General features: G+C 54.1%; 16 protein-coding genes and 1 pseudogene. 12 read left to right on the forward strand and 5 right to left on the reverse strand.

Going from position 1 to position 19,419, the window contains the following annotated elements; translation table 11 throughout:
• Positions 1-28: 28 nt before the first annotated feature.
• From FDZ78_RS08560 to FDZ78_RS08585, 6 genes are all read left to right on the forward strand, one after another.
• A complete protein-coding gene (locus FDZ78_RS08560) occupies positions 29-379 on the forward strand; it encodes a hypothetical protein (RefSeq protein ID WP_123398805.1) in 351 nt (116 codons plus the stop codon).
• A 31-nt stretch (positions 380-410) separates the two neighbouring features.
• Positions 411-1,187: a ThiF family adenylyltransferase gene (locus tag FDZ78_RS08565; protein WP_123398804.1), complete on the forward strand. Its 777-nt coding sequence runs from the start codon at positions 411-413 to the stop codon at positions 1,185-1,187.
• Positions 1,188-1,395: 208 nt separating this feature from the next.
• Complete coding sequence (gene nhaD, locus FDZ78_RS08570; protein ID WP_123398803.1) at positions 1,396-2,685, forward strand: sodium:proton antiporter NhaD; 1,290 nt, start codon at positions 1,396-1,398, stop codon at positions 2,683-2,685.
• 170 nt (positions 2,686-2,855) lie between these two features.
• Positions 2,856-3,047 (forward strand): 30S ribosomal protein S21, encoded by a 192-nt coding sequence (gene rpsU, locus FDZ78_RS08575; RefSeq protein ID WP_107032413.1) that lies wholly within the window; start codon positions 2,856-2,858, stop codon positions 3,045-3,047.
• Between the two features lie 234 nt (positions 3,048-3,281).
• Positions 3,282-5,315 carry a hypothetical protein gene (locus FDZ78_RS08580; protein WP_136408415.1) on the forward strand — a complete coding sequence of 678 codons (2,034 nt, stop codon included), beginning with the start codon at positions 3,282-3,284 and terminating at the stop codon, positions 5,313-5,315.
• A 40-nt stretch (positions 5,316-5,355) separates the two neighbouring features.
• Entirely contained in the window at positions 5,356-5,859 is a 504-nt protein-coding gene (locus tag FDZ78_RS08585; RefSeq protein ID WP_136408416.1) for a metallophosphoesterase, read from the forward strand.
• A gap of 203 nt (positions 5,860-6,062) precedes the next feature.
• Here FDZ78_RS08585 and FDZ78_RS08590 read toward each other — a convergent pair whose 3' ends face one another.
• Positions 6,063-6,764 carry an OmpA family protein gene (locus tag FDZ78_RS08590; protein ID WP_107032416.1) on the reverse strand — a complete coding sequence of 234 codons (702 nt, stop codon included), beginning with the start codon at positions 6,762-6,764 and terminating at the stop codon, positions 6,063-6,065.
• A gap of 358 nt (positions 6,765-7,122) precedes the next feature.
• Between FDZ78_RS08590 and FDZ78_RS08595 the strand changes: the two genes are divergently transcribed.
• The 5 genes from FDZ78_RS08595 (at position 7,123) to rplS (ending at position 12,549) form a co-directional block, all read left to right on the forward strand.
• The gene (locus FDZ78_RS08595) at positions 7,123-8,049 is read left to right on the forward strand and encodes a DMT family transporter (RefSeq protein WP_168182010.1); all 927 of its coding nucleotides are present in this window, start codon (positions 7,123-7,125) and stop codon (positions 8,047-8,049) included.
• A 64-nt stretch (positions 8,050-8,113) separates the two neighbouring features.
• Complete coding sequence (locus FDZ78_RS08600; protein ID WP_136408417.1) at positions 8,114-11,386, forward strand: S41 family peptidase; 3,273 nt, start codon at positions 8,114-8,116, stop codon at positions 11,384-11,386.
• 232 nt (positions 11,387-11,618) lie between these two features.
• Entirely contained in the window at positions 11,619-11,834 is a 216-nt protein-coding gene (locus FDZ78_RS08605) for a DUF3791 domain-containing protein (protein WP_107032418.1), read from the forward strand.
• 15 nt (positions 11,835-11,849) lie between these two features.
• Positions 11,850-12,083, forward strand: a complete 234-nt coding sequence (locus FDZ78_RS08610) for a DUF3791 domain-containing protein (RefSeq protein ID WP_168182012.1) — start codon at positions 11,850-11,852, stop codon at positions 12,081-12,083.
• A gap of 106 nt (positions 12,084-12,189) precedes the next feature.
• Positions 12,190-12,549 carry a 50S ribosomal protein L19 gene (gene rplS, locus FDZ78_RS08615; protein WP_107032421.1) on the forward strand — a complete coding sequence of 120 codons (360 nt, stop codon included), beginning with the start codon at positions 12,190-12,192 and terminating at the stop codon, positions 12,547-12,549.
• A gap of 118 nt (positions 12,550-12,667) precedes the next feature.
• Here the strand turns inward: rplS and FDZ78_RS14635 are convergent, their stop codons facing one another.
• Complete coding sequence (locus tag FDZ78_RS14635) at positions 12,668-12,814, reverse strand: hypothetical protein (protein ID WP_160630765.1); 147 nt, start codon at positions 12,812-12,814, stop codon at positions 12,668-12,670.
• Between the two features lie 293 nt (positions 12,815-13,107).
• Between FDZ78_RS14635 and FDZ78_RS08620 the strand changes: the two genes are divergently transcribed.
• Positions 13,108-14,541 carry a hypothetical protein gene (locus FDZ78_RS08620; RefSeq protein WP_136408418.1) on the forward strand — a complete coding sequence of 478 codons (1,434 nt, stop codon included), beginning with the start codon at positions 13,108-13,110 and terminating at the stop codon, positions 14,539-14,541.
• A 1,191-nt stretch (positions 14,542-15,732) separates the two neighbouring features.
• On the opposite strand, the gene tnpA is transcribed toward FDZ78_RS08620, so the two are convergent.
• The 3 genes and pseudogenes from tnpA to FDZ78_RS08635 form a co-directional block, all read right to left on the reverse strand.
• The gene (gene tnpA, locus FDZ78_RS08625) at positions 15,733-16,179 is read right to left on the reverse strand and encodes an IS200/IS605 family transposase (RefSeq protein ID WP_136408419.1); all 447 of its coding nucleotides are present in this window, start codon (positions 16,177-16,179) and stop codon (positions 15,733-15,735) included.
• A 612-nt stretch (positions 16,180-16,791) separates the two neighbouring features.
• Positions 16,792-17,853 carry a 3-isopropylmalate dehydrogenase gene (gene leuB / locus FDZ78_RS08630; RefSeq protein WP_136408420.1) on the reverse strand — a complete coding sequence of 354 codons (1,062 nt, stop codon included), beginning with the start codon at positions 17,851-17,853 and terminating at the stop codon, positions 16,792-16,794.
• A 29-nt stretch (positions 17,854-17,882) separates the two neighbouring features.
• Positions 17,883-19,402 (reverse strand): annotated as a pseudogene (locus FDZ78_RS08635) (alpha-isopropylmalate synthase regulatory domain-containing protein).
• Between the last annotated feature and the right edge of the window lie 17 nt (positions 19,403-19,419).

The raw sequence follows: 19,419 nt of genomic DNA on the forward strand, positions 1-19,419 counted from the left end.
CGGAACATTTATCCATTCTTTCTGATTTATGGTAACACGAAAACTTATTGATGCTCTCTACCGGAAATATAATCGGCCTCCGGCGTCGACAGACGAGCTTAACTTTTCTCTGCTTTTTGACTATGCGCTGGAAAATCACGGCATAGTCATTGATGAGGATGACCTGTTTATCGGAAGCGTTGATCCGTCATCGCCGTTTGCCAGAATTCCGCTCAGGCACATACACGAGATATTTGAATTTGAAAACCAGATAGCGATCGTGTTGCGCAACTCGATTGTCTTTCTGAGCAAGTCAGACTCTAAAGTGAATGTGCATCTGCGTATGGAAAAACCATCGGTCTGGTCGCGCATCAAAGATTCGTTGCTATATAGAGACTGACCGCCCGGCCGCTATTCTGTAATTACTTGTAATGATAAAGGATTCTTTCAACCGTGTGGCCCTTCTGACAGGGACTGAGGCTTTCGGGACTCTGGCCTCGCGCAGGGTCATAATCTTCGGCGTAGGCGGCGTGGGGAGCTGGACTGCCGAGACTCTGGTGCGCAGCGGTATAGCCCGGCTGACTATTGTCGATGCGGATACAGTGGCCGCCTCTAACATCAACCGTCAGCTGCCGGCCACGTCATCAACGGTAGGCCGTGTGAAAGTCGAGGTGATGAAGCAGCGTCTGCTTGACATCAACCCTGATGCCGAGATTGAAGCCATCCATGATTTTTATAACGCCGAAACCCAGTCGCGCTACGATCTCAGGGACTATGACTATGTCATAGATGCCATTGATTCGCTGGCTGACAAGGCTCTGCTCATTCTGAACGCAACGGCGGCAATGGCCGAGACGGCCAAAAGCTCCCGACCGGTGCACTTCTACTCATCGATGGGAGCGGCTCTCAAGCTTGACCCCTCGCGCATAGCCGTGGCTGAGTTCTGGAAAGTGAAAGGCTGCCCGCTTGCAGCGGCTTTAAGGCGCAAGTTTAAAAAATCGGGTGTTTTTCCGACCCGCAAGTTCCGCTGTGTCTATTCCGACGAACTGGTCGCAAATCATGCTGATGCGGTTATGCTCGCTGACCGGAGCGGGGCCATGACCTACGGAAAAGTGGCAGTCAACGGGGCTTTCATGCACATTACAGCTGTTTTCGGAATCACTCTTGCCTCTCTTGTCATCCGCGATGCCATCGGAAAGACTGTCTGAACGGACTTGAGATGTGCTTGTCAACCAAGCGCTAAGTCTCCTGTGATTAAGGAAATCTTTCATTATTGTAAATTTTGTTTTGATTCTGATAATTCCGACCTTTGCGCCCGAATTGTCAGTACCGACAGGTCACTTGGCCTGCTGTTTTTTGCCTTAAATTCACGTTTTTGAAAAATCAATCATAATCCATGAAATAAAAACTTTAGAAATGGTAACAGCTATTGTCACGTTTTTTATCCTCGGCTATCTGTGCATCGCACTTGAGAGTGTGTTGAAGATCAACAAAGCCGTACCCGCACTGCTTATGTGTGTTATCTGCTGGACTCTCTACGCCTGCGGCGTGGGCGACAGCGCTGACTATTCCGGACGTCTGCTCCATCATCTCGGAGAGACCTGCGAGATTCTCTTCTTCCTTATGGGCGCCATGACCATCGTGGAGATCGTCGATGCCAACGGCGGATTCTACTTCGTTCATGACGCATTGGCCACCAAAAGCAAAAGAGCTCTTCTGTGGCGCATCACAGCCATGACCTTCATCCTCTCGGCCATACTTGACAATCTTACCACCTCGATCGTGATGATCATGGTGCTGCGCAAGCTGATCGAAGACCACAAAGACCGCATGATCTACGGCGGCATCATCATAATCGCGGCCAATGCCGGCGGAGCCTTCTCGCCGATCGGCGACGTTACCACCATTATGCTCTGGATCAAAGGCATGATCTCGACCGGCGGTGTGATCTCTCAGCTCATCATCCCCTCGATTGTCTCGGTTGTCGTCTCGGCTCTCTGCGTCTCGCTCTACCTCAAAGGCGAGGTCGTGGCTCCGAAACAGTCTGAAGCCAATGAAGTCAGGAATTCTCCGGCTGACCGCAAGATCATACTCATCTTCGGTGTGGCCGGCCTGATCTTCGTGCCTATCTTCAGAATGCTCACCGGTCTGCCCCCTTTCATGGGCATACTCCTCGCTCTCGGTGTGCTGTGGCTTGTAAGCGAATGGCGCTCCAACCGTTGCTCTATCCTGGCCGGTGACTCGCATCTGAAAGTGACAACTCTGCTTTCGCGCATTGACCTCGCCACCATACTTTTCTTTCTCGGCATTCTCCTCGCAGTGGCCACCCTCCAGGAAACCGGAGTGCTCACCGCGTTCGGCCAGTGGCTCAATGAAGTCTCCAATGGCAACCACTATCTTGTGACCGGTGTCATCGGCGTGGTCTCAAGCATCGTTGACAACGTGCCCCTCGTGGCCGGCTGCATGGACATGTATGCCATCGCTCCGACCGGCGATTTTGCCTGCGACGGATTGTTCTGGCAGCTGCTTGCCTACTGTGCCGGAGTCGGTGGCTCGATGCTCATCATCGGATCGGCAGCCGGAGTGGTGGTCATGGGCCTCGAAAAAATCAGCTTCGGCTGGTATCTGCGCCGTTTCACCTGGATTGCCTTCGTCGGTTATATCGCAGGTATCGGAGCATATGCCCTCGAAACACTTTTCATGTAATTTTCAGCGGCATTTTCAGCTAAAAAGCTAAAATGTTTTGAAATACGAAAAAGAATTGCTAATTTTGCAACGCAAATCCGTGAGGCGTCCGCCGGGACAGTCTGAAACAGGGCGTTTTTGCGGCCGTCTCACCAATCAATAACTTAAATATCAATAATCAAGAAACCAAAATGATCATCGTACAAGTAAAAGAAGGTGAAAACATCGAAAAGGCACTGAAGAAATTCAAGCGTAAATTTGAAAAGACCGGTATCGTTCGCGAGCTTCGTTCACGTCAGGCTTTCCAGAAGCCCTCTGTGACCAACCGTAAGAAAATGATGAAGGCTGTTTACGTCCAGCAGCTTCGTGCCAACGAAGAATAAGATTTTTCTGATTAGCACTCTACCTTTAGACAATCAACCGAAAGGAGGTCAGGAAAACACCCGAAAATCACCCGAATTTATTTGAAAGAAACATATTCAATGGCGGTGAAGATTGCAGACTGCAACTCTTCATCGCTATTGTTGTGACTTGAAACGTTATATAATATAATACACCTATATTAATATAGGTATTGATATAAGCATTACTCACCTCTGACATTCCGCCTGCTGATTATGTCGCGCATATTTCTACTGTTGGCCTGCCATCTGACACTGCTCCTTGCAGTGTCATGCTCACATGCAGGTGTAGAAAAGAATGCCATATATGACGGCGGCAGTTTCGAACTGTATCCAGACAGCATTGTCCGGGGCCACCGGATCTACACAGCCTCCGGCCTCAGGGCGGCTGAGTCAGGCAGGGCAGGGTGGGGCGATTCGCTTCACAGAACCGTGGCCTACAGTTCGGCCGGACGCATGGCCGATGCACTGTTTGCCGCCGCGCTCGCCGATACTTCGGCATTGACAGTGGCTGATGTCAGGCTGGCAGGGGCCTTTCTGCGGCCAGAGGAGTCAATGGCTGCGCTCAGGGCAGAGGTGGCCGACGGCTGTATCCGCTGCCAGGATTTCCCGAAGATTTCCGACATAGGCTGCTGGGCCATTGCCGCCTGGGAACTGTATTGTGTGACCGGCTCGCGCCAGTGGCTCAAAGAAGCCTATGACATACTGACCGCCTCAATCCGCAAGCAGTGGAAGCAACCCTCCGGAAGAATCGCCCCCCTGGTGTGCGGGCAGGTCGCACGGATTGACAATCCTGCGGACTATTATCCTGACTGGATGACGGCGATGGACCGCTACCAGACACTGGCTCTGGAGGTCAACGTCTCGCAGGCCACGGCCAGTTCTGTAGCGTCGCGTATGGCCGGAGAACTGAATCTCTATGCCGAGCATGAGCATCAGATCCAGTTTGCAGCCTTGCGTTCAGCGATCAATGACCGCCTGTGGATTCCCGACGGGCAGCGCTACGGACAGTATCTCTACGGAGTTTATTATCCGGTGTTGTCAGCCGTGTCTGACAGTCGTGCGAACGCGCTCTGCGTGCTCAACGGCATAGCCACAGCGGAGATGGCCGAGGATCTGGTCAGCGCCATGCCGGTCTATCGTGACGGAGTACCTGATGTCTGTCCGCAGATCAACCCGGCTGCCGGCTCTTGCTCGCCGCTTACCCAGGCTCTTTTCACTCTTGCGGCCGCCAAGGTCCGCAACCCGCAGGCCTTTGTGCTTGGAGTGGCATCGCTTATGAACATGGCTGTTGACGGCAATCTAACTTCCGAGTGGCCGGCAGTGGTCTGCAAAGGCTTTTTCGGTATGGATTTCACTCCTGATGGCATTGACTTCCGACCGATAGTGCCGGTGGCATTCGCAGGAGACAAGACTCTGGGCGGTTTCCGTTATCGCGACGCGGTGTTTGACATCGTTATGCACGGCACGGGCGACCGTATCGCCACCTTTGCCGTCGACTCCGTATCGCTGGAGACCCCACGTCTGCCGGCCTCTCTGGAGGGCCGTCACAGGGTGGACATCACCCTGTCAGGCAACGATCTGCCGGAGTCTGGTGTGAACATCGTCGAGCGCAGAGATCTGCTCCACGTCCCGCAGCTGAGGTGGAGTGATGACGGCAGGACTGTCGAGATAATGGATTTCGACCCTGAGATCCGCTACAGTCTTTTTGTGGATGGAGTAATGACCCAGGTGCTCGGCGCTGAGCGCTATTCGCTCCCTCCGTCTGAGCCTTCAGTCTCCGCGATCATGCCCTCGCTTCCGGGTGGGCTGACCGGATTCTCGCCGCCCGGCCATGTCTATGCTCCGGGTCAGTCGGAAGTCACCGTACTCGCATCGTCAGTCATACCGCGCCGCCCGCCTATGCATCTGATCAGAGACCGCCGGACTGCCGACGGCTATATCGAGCTTGCCGCCCGCCACAACACCCGCATCACCTGCTATGCCAACGTCCCTGCCGCCGGTGACTACTTTCTGACCGTTGGCTACTCCAACGGTTCGCAGCGCGACGCGCTCCGCACTCTCAGCATCAACGGTCGCGATGTGGCCACTCTGGTCTGTCCCTCGTTCCATCATGACGACTGGGTGACCGTCAGACCGTCAAACACCGTGGTGGTCTCCCTGCAGGAAGGCCCCAACAAGATCGCGCTTACCTACATCAGCGGCACCATGCTGCTCAACAGAATAACATTACTGAAAAAGGTCCATTAGCCCGCGCTCCGTGGCTTCAACCGCATAAACAAGATATTTGATGAAAACAATCGGAATCATCTCTGACACCCATTCCTGCTGGGACGACCGCTATGCCGCCCATTTCAAAAACTGCGACGAGATATGGCACTGTGGCGATGTTGGTGACATCGGTGTGATACGCCGCCTCGAAGAGGTGGTGCCCGTGGTCAGGGCCGTGCGCGGCAACATTGACCACGGCGAAGTCTGCCGCAGGTGTCGGGAAGTAGAGTGCTTTCAGATAGAGGGTGTCAATGTCTGGATGACCCATATCGGAGGCTATCCCGGACGCTACGCCCCCGGCGTGAAGCGTCAGCTCATAGAAAACCGCGTCAACCTCATGGTCTGCGGCCATTCCCACATCCTTAAAGTGATGCCCGACGCCGAACTCGGCCTGCTTCACGTCAACCCCGGTGCTGCCGGTTATCACGGATGGCAGAAAGAGCGCACGCTCGTGCGCCTGACCATCGACACCGGTTCGGTTACCGGCCTTGAAGTCATCGAGCTCGGCAAAGTCAAAATCTGATTCCGGTCAGCAATCCGGTGCGGGCCGCCGGAAATGACAGGCCTGCCTGCTCTGATCAGGATGAAAAAAAGCAGAGGAGTCTGTGTCGCGCTGAGGTGACACAGACTCCTCTCTGTTCCGGCATTGACCGCTCCGTTCAGGCGGAGGGAAGCCATATACGGATAATGGAATTGATGATTGCTAATTGTCGAGACGCTTGCGGTTTATTTCAGATTACCGCTGTTGGCCTGGTCGATCATCTCCTTGCTTGCGGTGATGAAGATTTCTACACGGCGGTTCTGCGCGCGTCCTTCGGCAGTAGAGTTTGATGCGATATAGTCCTGCATGGGCAGACCTTCGGCAGAAAGACGGTTGGCCTGCACACCGCTGTTGAGCAGATAGTTGCGCACGGCGTTCGCACGTCCGGTAGCCACACGCTCGTTCACGGCGAGAGTGCCGGTGTCATCGGTGTAGCCGTAGATCTGCACGTTTGTGCCGGGGTTGTTGATGAGCGAAGCGGCAAACTTGCTCAGATCAGTGCGCGCGTTGGCGCTGAGGGTTGTGCCGTTGGTGGGGAAAAGGATTCCGCCGTTAAAAGTCACCTGGATTGCCTGGAGACCGTTTTCGTCAGTTACCTGCTTGATCTCGGCCTGCTTTGCGAGTTCGGCCTCAAGTTCGGCTTGCTGCTTGTCCATCTTCTTTCCGATGAGCACACCTGCGCCTGCGCCTACCGCAGCGCCTATAGCGGTACCGATGGCAGCGCCTTTACCGCCGCCGATGAGAGCTCCGAGGCCTGCTCCGAGAGCTGCACCGCCACCGCCGCCGATGGCTGCGCCCTTGCCCGTATTGGACCATGAAGAACATCCCGTGGAGAGAAGCACGCAGAGTGCCATTGCAGGAATTCCTAATGCTTTTGCGAGTTTCATTGCTTTTAATGTTTTTAAGTTAACGTGTTAAATTCAGACGCAAAAATAGGAAATTCCCTCAACATATCCCAATAAAATCTATAATCGGGACTGTTTTATCACTTTCTTGCGTCTACATTAGATAATACGTCCGGCAGAGCGATAAAGTTTTTTGTCGGGACTGTGTTCTTTGACAAAAAATTCTTAATTTTGTCAGCAGTTATGGTTGACGTAAAATCCTTCCGTCGGCATAACTGACACCGGTCAGCTGACAGCTGCGCGTCTAAAACGAAGGTTAACCTTAAATTTTTCGCCTTGCGCGCTAATATCAGACCTATCACAACACCGGCGCGCGGGTGTCCGATTTTTTGGCTTTCTTATGTCAACGAAGCGTTTTTCAGCCGGAAGCAACCTCATCTATCATGCCGGCGCGGCTGTGGCAGTCATGGGATGGGGTATCTCATTCATTTCAACCAAAGTCCTCATGGACAACGGCCTTTCGCCGATCGAAGTCTACATCTATCGTTTCGCCCTTGCCTATCTGGCCCTGCTGCTCTTCTGCCACAAGCAGATCAGAAGCAACACATGGCGCCATGAATTCATATTCATACTTGCGGGCCTCTTCGGAGGGTCGATCTACTTTATCTCCGAGAACGTCGCCCTGCAGTACACCCTGGTCAGCAACGTCTCGCTAATCACATCTCTCTCTCCGCTTCTCACGGTGTTGCTCATTGGCTTCCTCTACCGCTCGGAACGTCCGGGCAAAGCCACCATTTTCGGATCGGCTATAGCCTTCGTCGGAGTGGGGCTTGTGATTTTCAACAGTAGCTTCGCTCTGAGCATCAACCCCCTCGGCGACCTCCTCGCCCTGCTCGCTGCCCTCTGCTGGGCCGTCTACAGCATCATCATCAAGCAGCTCACACCACTCTACAGCGCACTGTTCATCACCCGCAAGACTTTCTTCTACGGAGTCCTGACAGCCCTTCCCTTCCTGCTCATCGAGCCTCATGTCACCTCTCCCGCCGTGCTCATACAGCCCAAACTGCTGCTCAACATTCTCTTCCTCGCCCTCTTCTGCTCTCTGTTCGCTTATCTGATGTGGGCAGTGATCAACGGCAAGATCGGAGCTGTCAAGGCCTCGAACTATATGTATTTCCAGCCCGTGGTAACCCTCATCTTCTCCTTCCTCATTCTTGGCGAGGAGATCACGCTGATCGGAGTGACCGGCTGCGCCATGATCCTGCTCGGAGTCTGGCTGGCCGACTACCTGCAGAAGCGCGGATCGCGCGCCGCAACGCGCCACTGATCAGCCCCGTGCCTCACTCACAATAATGACAGAAATCAATAACCAATCACGCTATAACTTACTTATGAACAGACGAAACCTCCTCGCCACTCTTCTTGCCGGCGCGGCACTCGGTGCCGGAGCCGTCACCCCGATGTGGCTCCGAGATGTACGCATCTCGCCTGACGGATCGAAAATCGCCTTCACCTACAAAGGTGACATCTTCACAGTCCCTGCCAAGGGCGGAGAAGCCACGCGCCTCACCGCCAATGAAGCCTACGAGGCCATGCCCGTATGGTCGCCCGACGGATCGAAGATCGCCTTCACCAGCGACCGCGAAGGAAATGCCGACATCTACATCATGGACTCCAGAGGCGGCGAAGCCACACGCCTGAGTTTCAACTCTGTGGCTGAAACTCCCTGGGCCTTCACCCCCGACGGCTCAGCCGTGGTCTACTCGGCTTCAATCCAGGACGCTCCCGGATCGCTCCTCTTCCCCTCCTCATGGCAGACCGAGCTCTACAGTGTGCCCGTCAGCGGCGGACGCCCCATGCAGATCCTCTCAACTCCCGCCGAGGCCGTCAGCTATCTCCCTGACGGAAAATCATTCCTCTACATGGACCGCAAGGGACTTGAAGACGAATGGCGCAAGCACCACACCTCGTCAGTCACCCGCGATCTCTGGAAATACGATGCCGCAAGCGGACGCCACACCAACCTCACCGACCGTGCCGGTGAAGACCGCAACCCCGTGGTCAGCCCCGACGGCAAGACCGTATGGTTCCTCAGCGAGCGTGACGGAGGCAGCTTCAACGTCTACTCAGCACCCGTCGACGACCTCTCAAAGGCAAGCCGCCTGACAAACTTCACCACCCATCCCGTCCGCTTCCTCTCGCGCGGAGCCGACGGCACTCTGGCTTTCACCTATGACGGCGAGATCTACACCATGACCCCCGGAGCCAAACCCTCCAAGGTCAGGATCGACATCACGGCCGACCAGTCGGAGCCCCTCCGCATCCGCAACTTCAGCAGCGGTGCATCAGGTGCCGTTCCCTCGCCCGACGGCAAACAGGTGGCCTTCTCTAATCGCGGCGACATCTTCGTGACCTCCGTTGACTATCCCACCACCCGCCAGATCACATCAACCCCCGCCGCTGAAAACTTCATCTCCTGGGGCAGTGACAACCGCACTCTCTACTACACCTCCGACCGCGACGGCCACCTTAATATATATAGCGCCAAGATAGGCCGCGACGAGGACCCCAACTTCCCCAACGCAACCCTCGTTGAAGAGACTGCAATCTTCCCCGCCGGTGACCGCACCGACCGTGCCAACCCCGTGATCTCGCTTGACGGCAAGCAGATGGCCTTCACCATCGACCGCCGCGACATCGCAGTGATGGACCTCGCCTCAAAGAAGGTGCGCAGACTCACCAAGGGCAACATCTGCAACGACCGTGACGGTATGCTCGACTACTCATGGTCACCCGACGGAAAATGGCTCGTGGCCGTGGTCGACATGCACCGCCGCTCACCCTATTTCGACATCGCCATCATCAATGCCGCTGACGGCACAATCACCAACATCACCAACTCGGCCTACATGAACCAGTCGCCCCGCTGGGTGATGGGAGGCGATGCAATCCTCTTCCTCAGCGACCGCTACGGTATGCGCAGCCACGCTTCATGGGGATCGCAGTATGACGTGCTTCTGGCCTTCACAAACCAGGCCGCCTATGACCGCTTCCGCCTCTCGCCCGAAGACTTCCAGCTTCAGAAAGAGCTGAAAGCCTCGCGCGCCAAAGCCGCTGCCAAGCCCGCCGCCAAAGCCGACGGCAAGAAGAAAGCCGACTCAAAGGCCGACAAGGATAAAGCCGCCAAATCAGACAAAGACAAGGATTCAAAGATCATCAACGTCGAGCTCGACGGCATCACAGACCGCATAGTGCGCCTGACCCCATTCTCGGCATCCATGTCTGATGCCTATATCGACGACCAGGGCGAAACCCTCTGGTTCCTCGCCCAGGTTGACAACGGCTACGACCTCTGGAAGAAAGACCTCCGCAAAGGCACCGTGAGCCTCGCCTCCAAGCTCGGCGCACGCCCCACCGGCATGCAACCCGCAGCTGCAGGCAAGACCCTCTTCCTCACCGGCGGCGGAGCCATCCGCAAGATGAGCCTCCCCGGCGGAAAGATTGACGGCGTAAGCTTCTCGGGCACTCAGAAATTCGATGCCGCGGCCGAACGCGAATACATGTATGACTACATGCTCACCGAAGCCGAAAAGCGCTTCTTCGGCACCGACATGAACGGCACCGACTGGAAAGCTATGGGCAAGGCCTACCGCAAGTTCCTCCCCCACATCAGCCACAACGCCGACTTCGCCGAACTCACAAGCGAGATCCTCGGCGAGATCAACGTCTCCCACTCCGGAGGCCGCTACTATCCGCAGGGCGCCCGCGAAGCCACAGCATCGCTCGGCCTGCTCTATGACATGACCTATCCCGGACCCGGCCTCAAGGTGGGCGAAGTGCTCGCAGGCGGCCCATTCGGCCACGCCGACTCCTCGATGAAGCCCGGAGCCGTCATCACCGCCATCAACGGCACCGAGATCGGCTCGAAGACAGACCCCACCGTGATGCTCAACTCTCTGGCAGGCCGCAAGACCCTCGTGGCCTTCACCCTCCCCTCCGGCGAAAAGACCGAGGAAGTGGTGCTCCCCGTCAAAGCCTCGGTGATCAACGGCCTGCTCTATGACCGCTGGGTCAAACGCAACGCCCACCTGGTCGACTCTCTCTCAAACGGCCGTCTCGGCTACGTCCACATCAAGTCAATGAACGATGAAAGCTACCGCACCATCTATGCCGACATCCTCGGCAAATACAATGAGTGTGACGGCATAGTCATCGACACCCGCAACAACGGCGGCGGCCGTCTCCACGAAGACATCGAAGTGCTCTTCAGCGGCAAGAAATACCTCACTCAGGAAATCAAAGGCCAGCCAGTAGGCGAAATGCCCTCGCGCCGCTGGAACAAGCCTTCCATCATGCTCACCTGCGAGGCCAACTACTCCAACGCCCACGGCACCCCCTGGGTCTACCGCCACATGAAACTCGGAAAGGTGGTCGGCATGCCCGTCCCCGGCACCATGAGTTCGGTCAACTGGATCGACATGCAGGACCCCTCGCTCGTGTTCGGCATCCCCGTGATCGGTTTCCGCACCGCCGAAGGCAACTATCTTGAAAACACCCAGCTTGAGCCTGACGTGAAGGTGGCCAATGATCCCGCCCGCATAGTCCGCGGCATCGACGACCAGCTCAAAACCGCCGTCGAGACCCTCCTCAAAGACCTCCGCTGAACCTGACGCAAAACCTCACAATCCAATTAGCCCGATTAGCCCGATTAGCCTAATCGGGCTAATTTTCGTTTCATATTCCATACGAATGCACTCCAATAAAAAGACTCCCGGCTTTTGGATTTATGCGAATTTCATTATATTTGCGTAATAAAACTATTCGGCTAAGTAACTCTGAAAAAGATCATCCATCGGAGCTGCTTATGCACATCTGTTAATTTTGAAGAGTTACTTAATGACATTTGATCAACTGGACTTCACCACATATTGTATAGGCGCACTCTCGGAGAGACTCAAACTCTCACAGCCAACAGTATTCCGAATGCTGAAAGACTCGGATATTCTTGGCAGCTATATTGTGCCCGGCTACGAAGTGCTTCATACATACAGTCCCGAATACATTGCCGACGACCTTGTCAGTCTCATGAAAGAAAGAGGGGTAATACAATGAAAGAATTGTAAACCGATGGATGGACGAAGAATTGTATTGCAAATGAAATATGCCCGCATAATCAGCGGGCTTGCCGCCCGATTGGGGCTGTCGATCGAAAAAGCTATGGAGATATTCTATGGCTCAGCCACATTTCAGCTGATAGAAAAAGGCATTGCCGATCTTCACGCCCGATCGGAAATTTACCTTGTCGATGAACTCATCCTCGAACTCTCGGCCGCAAAAAATCAGTCAAACGCTTGCAGGTAAACAGATTTTCCACTACCTTTGCACCCGAATTCGCAATCTCTGGCAAGGACAAGCAGCCTGCGTATATTGCGAGCAGTGTTAACATTTTTAATATACGTATAGAAAAATGGACTTAATTAAAGTTGCTGAAGAAGCTTTCGCCACAGGCAAGCAGCACCCTGACTTCCAGCCCGGCGACACCATCACCGTCGCTTATCGAATCAAGGAAGGTAACAAGGAACGTATCCAGCAGTATCGCGGTGTCGTTATCCGCATCTCCGGCGACGGCAACAAGCGCCGCTTCACCGTACGCAAAATCTCCGACAACATCGGCGTAGAGCGTATCTTCCCTATCGAATCACCGTTTATCGACTCAATTACCATCAACAAATATGGTAAAGTGCGTCGCGCTAAACTCTACTACCTCCGCTCACTCACCGGCAAAAAGGCCCGTATCAAAGAGCGCCGCGTAGTCAAGAAAGCTTAAAAAAAGTAATACCCGCCCGTCCGGGCGTCCCCCAACTCCATCGCCCGGACACTTCAAAGAACCGCAAGTCGTATCACCGTGAGGCGAGAAAACTTCTGCGGTTCTTTATCTTTTTCCGTCAGAGCGCAGGCATCACAGCCGCAGCCACATCTGTATCACCGAAAATGTCAGCGATAGTCAGCCACAGAAAAAGCAGTATGATCAGAACTACCACTCCGATCACAAGCCACACAGCAGTCCCTGATTTTGATTTTTTCTCACTCATAATATAAATTAGTTAAAACAGAGGTTAGCAAATCTTTCAACCTTTACAACACACGCCCGCCCCCAAAAGTTGCCCCTACGGCAAAAATCGCCAAAAACTCCGAAAGATTGCCCTAAATCAACCCGCTCAGCAAATTTTAACATAATTGTTATATTATATTAAGCGCAGATGCACTAACTTTGCATTATATATCTGCTTAGACTCTCCACCGGAACACGAAATAACATCTCTCATAGATTAATTAATTGTAAATCAATCGCTTATGAAAAAAAACTTTACTCTCACTCGCAATTTTGCTCCTCGGCCTCGGCGCAAATGCTCAAGATGTACTTTCATCCATCGAGTTCAAAAAAAACAGTACAGACTATGACAAGATAGGTAATTATACTGATACCTGGAAATCAACAGATGAAAAATGGGTATTCAAGGGCTTTAATAACAACAAGAACGGCTGGGATTTCATTGCAGGCGGCCGAAAAAATAATGCTTCAGAGCCTTATTTCTACACCGGAGTTTACGCAGCCCCCGTATCGAAGATTGTTATAGGTATAGCAGCCCGTTATAAAGCAAGCGCTATCACTTCAGCAACCTTATATGTTGCAGATACTAACACTTTTGAGAATGCGGTTAAAACTGCGCTCACTCTGCCTACCGGTGCAAATTCAGACTGGACAATCACAATCCCCAATCCGGCAGAAAACAAATATTACAAAGTTGGCCTTGTAATTCCATCTCAAACATCTAACGGTCAGGCTATCTCAATTAATAAGATTACCGTATATAGTAAATCTGATAAGGCTGATGCAGAGTATGCTTTTTCAAAGGCTTCTGTTTGTGCCCCATTAGGATCTTCAATTGATGCACCTGATTTTACTTGTGCAGAAGGTGCTCCTGCCCCTGAATATGTGTCATCGAATACTGACGTGGCAACTGTAAACTCAGCTACTGGCGCCGTGACAATTGTTGGTGTTGGAACTGCTGAAATTTCTGCAAAATCAGAATCAAATGATAAATTCCTTGCAGGATCGGCTTCGTATAAAGTTTATGTAGGACAGCCTGTAAACTCGATTGCTGAAACAATGGCGATCACTGATAAAACAACACTGCTCTATATCAACTATCCCCTGACTGTTGCTTTCAAGAACTTCAACAACACTTTCGCTTGCAATGGCAATGATTTTATCCAGGTCTATGGTAATAATCAGCCTGCCTACACCGCTGGCGATGTGATCCCCGCAGGTTGGATCGGCTGCTATGATCTGTATGGTAAAACTACCCCTGAAATCTTAAATCCTATCGGTATGCCTGAGGCCTCTGAAAATAGCGGCTTCACTCCTGCCAAGGTGTCTGAAATCACAAAAGCTGATGTCAATAAGGTTGTGACAATTGAGAATGTTGTATTTGCAGAAGCTACCCCCTCTACAAAAGACAACTTTACCGGAACTGTTAATGGCTCAGAAGTTTCTATGCGCAACAACTACACTATCGCAGGTGTCGAAGCCGGAACCTATGATGTAACCGGTGTGGTGGCTATCTATAGCGGAAAACCTCAGTTCTATGTAACCGGCTATGAAAAAGCTGTAGATACCGGCATTGCCGACATCGTAGCTGACGAAAACGCCCCCGTGGAATACTTCAACCTCCAGGGCATCCGCGTTGAAAACCCCGAAAACGGTCTTTATATCCGTCGTCAGGGTAACAAAGTCACCAAGGTGATTGTTAAGTAAACAGACTACAAACCGAATCTATAATATCGGACAGCATCCGTCCCTCCGTGGAGAGGGCGGATGCTTTTTTTATTCCCCCCGATGATTGCGGCGGGGATTGGAATAGCGGATGTCCGCCAACGGCACACCGGAGGGGTACGGGACAGCGGGGTGTGCGGAATCTGAATGGGTACGGGACAGCGGGGGCGTGATGGTAAATCGGTGTCCTCGGCCGGACACCAACCGGATGTGTAAATCATGTACCCGTGACACCTGCGCGCTGCGGTGTCACGGGCTACGAGTAAATCAGCGTCCTCCGGACGCCATTAGCTGATGCGTAACGGCGAATGTCCCGGAGGCCATTAGCCGAAGCGTGACAGCGTATGTCCCGGAGGCCATTAGCCGAAGCGTAACGGCATATGTCCCGGAGGCCATTAGCCGAAGCGTGACAGCGTATGTCCCGGACGCCATTAGCCGAAGCGTGACAGCGTATGTTCCGCTGCTTTGATCCGGACGGGTATTGGACAGCGGGTGTCCGCAGGTAGTGTTTCCGGATGGGTACGGGACAGCGGGTGTCCGCCAGGACACCGATTTAATCGTAGCCCCCGACACCGTGCGCAGCACAAGGTGTCGGGGGAATAGATATTAACCAAGAATGAAGGTGTCCGGTCGAGGACACCGATTTACCATCGCGAATTCGGCCCCATCCGGTATGTGAAGACAGCGTATGTTCCGCTGCTTTGATCCGGACGGGTATTGGACAGCGGGTGTCCGCAGGTAGTGTTTCCGGATGGGTACGGGACAGCGGGTGTCCGCCAGGACACCGTTTTACTCGTAGCCCCCGACACCGTGCGCAGCACAAAGTGTCGGGGGGAATAGATATCAACCAAGAATGAAGGTGTCCGGTCGAGGACACCGATTTACCATCGCGAATTCGGCCCCATCCGGTATGTGAAGACAGCGTATGTTCCGCTGCTTTGATCCGGACGGGTATTGGACAGCGGGTGTCCGCAGGTAGTGTTTCCGGATGGGTACGGGACAGCGGGTGTCCGTCAGGACACCGTTTTACTCGTAGCCCCCGACACCGTGCGCAGCACAAGGTGTCGGGGGAATAGATATCAACCAAGAATGAAGGTGTCCGGTCGAGGACACCGATTTACCATCACGAATGCGATCAACAACGGGCGTGGGTTTACCGATGATATTGATAAATCAAAGGGAATCATCAATTCGCTCTGTCGGTATATGGTAATGTTGCAAAATATCTTTATATTCTTCGGCAAACGACCTGCACCCATGATGGTCTTTTTGCGACATTATGTAATTTATCCGGTCTTCACGGCTTTCTGTATCCACCGAAAACGCACCGTATCCCTCCGACCATCTGTCCCAATAAGGGAAATGAGGATTTGTGCGCATGAATTTGCTCGTTTCGGCTTTGACGAGTTTTACATAGTCGGCCACCGATAGTTTCGGAGGAATGTCGCACAGAATGTGAATATGATCCGGCATACCGCCTATGCGCCATATTTTGACACCTCGCTGAGTGGAGAAATCAAAAAGGAATTTATACATTTCGCGTTCGTGGGCGATGGGTATTGACGGGAGGCGTTGGTGTGTGCTGAATATCAGGTGGTAGGTGAGGGAGATGTGGCTCATAATGCCACAAATTTATGGATTAAGATCATAATAACCAAATGTTTTGCCATATAAAGTATAATGGTTCGGGGATTTGAATGGCGGGGTGTGATGGTAAATCGGTGTCCTCGGCCGGACACCAGCCGTTTGTGTAAATCATGTACCCGTGACACCTGCGCGCTGTGCGCTGCGGTGTCACGGGCTACGAGTAAATCAGCGTCCTCCGGACGCCATTAGCTGATGCGTAACGGCGTATGTCCCGGAGGCCATTAGCTGATGCGTAACGGCATATGTCCCGGAGGCCATTAGCCGAAGCGTAACGGCGTATGTCCCGCTGCTTTTATCCGGAATGGGTATTTGGAGGCGGGTGTCCTTTCCGGATGGGTATGGGACAGCGGGTGTCCGTCAGGACACCGTTTTACTCATAGCCCCCGACACCGTGCGCAGCACAAGGTGTCGGGGGAATAGATATTAACCAAGAATGTTGGTGTCCGGTCAAGGACACCGATTTACCATCACGAATTCGGCCCCATCCGGTATGTGTGGATGACGGATTCCCGCCGACGGGATGTGAACCTATGCAGATGATCGGCTGACGGGATGCAAACCCATGCGTTGTATGCCGGGGGATGGTCAGGCCTGGCGGATATAGTCGGCTATCCAGGCACCTACGGCATTGGTGCCGTAGGTGGCGCCGCCGTCAACCTGGATTTCGGGGGTACGGACATTGGCGTCAAGCGATGCATTGACCGCCTTGCGGATCAGCGCTCCCTCTTCCATGAGGTTGAAATACTCGAAAAGCATTGCCACAGAGAGAATCTGGGCCAGAGGGTTGGCGATGTTCATCCCCTTGGCCTGCGGCCATGAGCCGTGGATGGGCTCGAAAACAGGAGTCTTCTCTCCGGTGGAAGCCGAGGGCAGAAGGCCCATTGAACCGGATATGACAGACCCTTCGTCGGTCAGAATGTCGCCGAAGGTGTTTTCGGTCACCATCACATCGAAGAAGGGGGGCTCCTGGATCATGCGCATGGCTGCGTTGTCGACATACATATAGTCAGTGTCTACGTCGGGATACTGCGGTGCGATTTCCTGGGCCACCTTGCGCCAGAGACGCGAAGAGGCGAGCACGTTGGCTTTGTCGACCACGGTCAGATGGCGGCGGCGACGGCGCGCATAGCTGTAGGCCACGTGGAGAATGCGTTCGATCTCCGGGCGGGTGTAGGCATTGGTGTCATAGGCGCGGTCGTTGTCTTCGTATTTCTCGCCGAAATACATTCCGCCGGTGAGCTCGCGGATGCAGATGAAATCGGCACCCTCCACCAGCTCGGCGCGCAGCGGGGATTTGTGGATCAGGCACTGGAAAGTTTCCACGGGGCGGATGTTGGCGAAAAGGCCGAGTTTTTTTCGCATGGCAAGCAGACCCTGTTCGGGGCGCACTTTGGCGTTGGGGTCGTTGTCGAACTTAGGGTCGCCCACAGCCGAGAAGAGCACGGCGTCGGCCCAGAGGCAGGTCTCGAATGTCTCTTCAGGGAAGGGATCGCCCACCTTGTCAATTGCGTCGGCTCCACAGATGGCGTAGCGGTATTCAACCGCGTGGCCGAATTTTTCACACACAGCCGTCATGACGTCCACGCCCTGACGGGAGATTTCCGGGCCGATTCCATCGCCGGGAAGTACTGCTATTTTGAGGTTCATTGTCTGAAGAAGTTTCTGAATGAGTTTTTTTAGTCGGTATTTTTTGTCGGCAGCGTCTCAAGGATGTTGAGCATCTTGACGGTTGCCTGGATTGCGGCCTCGGTCTGGTCGGCGTCGAGTCCGCGGGTCTTGAAGAGGTTGCCCTGGAAATTCCAGGTGATGGTGGTGTGGACCAGAGCGTCGGTCTTGCCGCCGGGGGGATGTTGACCGTATAGTTGGCGAGGGTGGGGAAGGTGCGCCGGAGTTTCTCGTTGTAGATTCGTCTGACGGCGCGCATGAAGGCGTCGAACTGACCGTCGCCCACGGCGCTTTCCTGAAACTCCGCACCGTCTACCACGAGTTTCACTGTGGCCGTAGGGTGCAGGCCCTGCGAGAGGCTGAGCGCGTAGTTGTCGACGCGGACTTTCGAGGGGATGGCCTGGTGTTTGAGCACATCGGCCACTATGAAGGGCAGATCATCCTGGGTTACGATCTCCTTTTTGTCGCCGAGACTGATGATGCGCTCGGTGACCTTCAGAATGTCAGATTCGGACAGTTCAATGCCCAGCGCCTCAAGATTTTTCTTGATATTGGCCTTGCCTGAGGTCTTGCCGAGGGCATACTCGCGTTCGCGGCCGAAGCGTTCGGGCAGAAGGTCGTTGAAGTAGAGCTGGCTCTTGTTGTCGCCGTCGGCGTGGACGCCGGCACACTGGGTGAAGACGCTGTCGCCGATGATCGGCTTGTTCGGTGGCACCATTATTCCGGAGAAGGATTCGACGATGTGGCTGACCTTGTTGATCTTGCTCTCGTCGATGTCAGTTGTGGCTCCGAGCTGGTCATGGATCACGGCCACGGCGCTTGAGAGCGTGGCGTTGCCGGCGCGTTCGCCCAGGCCGTTGATGGTGCAGTGCACCCCTTTGGCACCGCCTTTGACGGCGGCGAAGAGATTGGCCGTGGCCAGGTCATAGTCGTTGTGGGCGTGGAAGTCGAAGTGGAGATCCGGATAGCGCACGGTCATGGTGTGCATGTATGACAGCGTGTCGTAGGGGTTGAGAATGCCCAGTGTGTCAGGGAGCATGAAGCGTCTGACGGGCAGGTCTCTGATGGCGTCCATCAGCGCGAAAACGTAGTCAGGGGAGTGCTTCATGCCGTTTGACCAGTCTTCGAGGTAGATGTTGACGTCGAGTCCGACCTCGCGGGCGCGGGCCACTTCGGCGGCTATCGCCTCGAAGTGCTGTCCGGGAGTCTGCCTGAGTTGCAGGTGGCAGTGTTTTTCCGAGCCTTTGGCCAGGAGGTTGATCACCTTGCCTCCCACGCCGCAGATCCAGCTGACGGAGCGTCCGCCGTCAAGGAATCCGAGCACCTCGATGCGGTCTGTGAAGCCAGTCTCCGCGGCCCATGCGCAGACCTTGCCCACCGCCTCGCGCTCGCCGTCGGAAACTCGCGCCGAGGCTATCTCGATGCGCGGCACATGGAGCTCCTGCAGCAGCAGGCGGGTGATGGCGAGCTTCTCTGATGTGGAGAAGGATACGCCTGAGGTCTGCTCTCCGTCGCGGAGAGTGGTGTCCATTATCTCGATATACATAG

It is taken from the genome of Duncaniella sp. B8, assembly GCF_005304985.1.
Lineage (GTDB): Bacteria > Bacteroidota > Bacteroidia > Bacteroidales > Muribaculaceae > Duncaniella > Duncaniella muris.